General features: G+C 38.8%; 2 protein-coding genes. Both read left to right on the forward strand.

Annotation, left to right across the window (positions count from 1 at the left end):
- Positions 1 to 538: 538 nt before the first annotated feature.
- A complete protein-coding gene (gene ykgO / locus ACFIJL_RS04060; protein WP_004863016.1) occupies positions 539 to 664 on the forward strand; it encodes a type B 50S ribosomal protein L36 in 126 nt (41 codons plus the stop codon).
- Positions 665 to 820: 156 nt separating this feature from the next.
- Complete coding sequence (locus tag ACFIJL_RS04065) at positions 821 to 1,606, forward strand: tetratricopeptide repeat protein (RefSeq protein ID WP_375622768.1); 786 nt, start codon at positions 821 to 823, stop codon at positions 1,604 to 1,606.
- The last annotated feature ends 97 nt before the right edge of the window (positions 1,607 to 1,703 follow it).

Genomic DNA, 1,703 nt, shown 5'->3' on the forward strand with positions numbered 1-1,703 from the left:
CCCGCAACAAACAAGCCTCTTGCGTTTTAAGAAGCCCCCCTTGCCCTTAACGACAAAAACCCACACCACTTCAACAATCCAACGGCTCAACAGCGCTCCTATTCTTGCAACACTCCCTAACAGAGCTTATTTGTTTAAAGCTGAAAAGGCTTTTACTTTTTTCCACTCTTTGTGCTTTTTTATGTCCTTTTTTTACGAAAAAATTTTTACCTTCAAGACCAACCCTTAACACACCCTAAGGAATTTATAAGGGATATACCCTTGACAAGAATAAGACTTCTTGTTAAATCTCTCCTACTTTTTTGCAATTTTCACTTATCGTTGTGCTAATGAAGTGGTTAATGCGTACCTTAAGAGTGCGCTTTTCTTTTTGTGATCACAGTGAAAAAGTGTATCGTGTGATGTTATCATGGAAGTACGATATCGCAATGCAATGCTCATAGAGTAAGCAGTCTATTGGGGTTGTAATATTGTATTTTCGTGTTTTAATATTGTATTATAGTATTGTGTTACGTAAACTATTTAAACGGTGAATATGATGAAAATTAAAAATTCGCTTAAAGCACTAAAAGAGCGCCACCGTAACAATCGTTTGGTGCGTCGTAAGGGTCGTGTTTATATTCTTAATAAAACGAACCCACGTTTTAGAGCACGTCAGGGCTAATTCTTTTAGGACTAATTTCTTTAGGATCAATGTTTTTATGCCTACTTTAATTGTAGGCTTAAAAAATTTTTTTGCGTTTTTTTGGTTATAAGTCCGTTGATTACAAGTCTAGTATTTGATAATATTTGGTGATTTATCTTTTGGGGGCTTGTTTTTATGGATTCTTCTATTTTTTTAAAAGCCTTTCGATTTTTTCAGCTGCGTTTTTTCTGTATTTTTCAGCGCGCGTTTTTTCTTTTTTTTGTTGGCGTTTTTTGTTTTGTTCCCTCGAGCTATGGGCAAAATCCTCCTTCTCTTCCTGAAGATCGGCCTTCTCCACAATCGCTTTTACCGTTAGATGATCTTATTCCCAATTCTCCTCCCCCTTCCTCAACGCCCTCCGATTCTGATTCCTCGGCGGTTATTCTTGAAGATCTTGACAAAGAGCAACTTTCCCATGTTGATAGAGTTAAGCAGCGCAAAGAAGCAGAAATTTCACGTTTACTCAAAGAGTTGAAATATTGTGCTGATGTTGCTAAAGCGAAAAAGATCAGTCAACAACTTCAACATTTATGGTCCCAATCGGGGAGTGAGACGATTGATCTTTTAATGTCATGGGCTGAAAATGCGCTCAACAGCGATGATTATGGACTTGCGCTTGATTATATTGACAATGCTCTTGCACTTTTACCTACTCATTCTGAAGCTTGGGTAAGGCGTGCTTGGATTCACATTCAGCTGAACGATTTCAAACTTGCCCTGCTTGATCTCAACCATGCTCTTGAGCTTGAGCCGCGCAATTATAGTGCTTTTTTTGAACTTGGTGTTGTCATGGAAGCAACGGAGCGTCCAAAACTTGCTCTTAAAGCTTATGAAACAGCATTGGATTACTATCCACAAATGCGCAGGATTCAAAAGCGCGTGCAAGCTCTGTTAGACGAACAATCACCCCAAGCTCTTTAAAACCATTCAAGAACAAGACTCTTTACGGCATGCTTTCAAACCTAGATAAGACGCAAGCCGGCTTCACATTCAACTCAATAAACTGCCCCTGCTTATA

The organism is Bartonella sp. TT119HLJHH, assembly GCF_042193385.1.
GTDB lineage: Bacteria > Pseudomonadota > Alphaproteobacteria > Rhizobiales > Rhizobiaceae > Bartonella.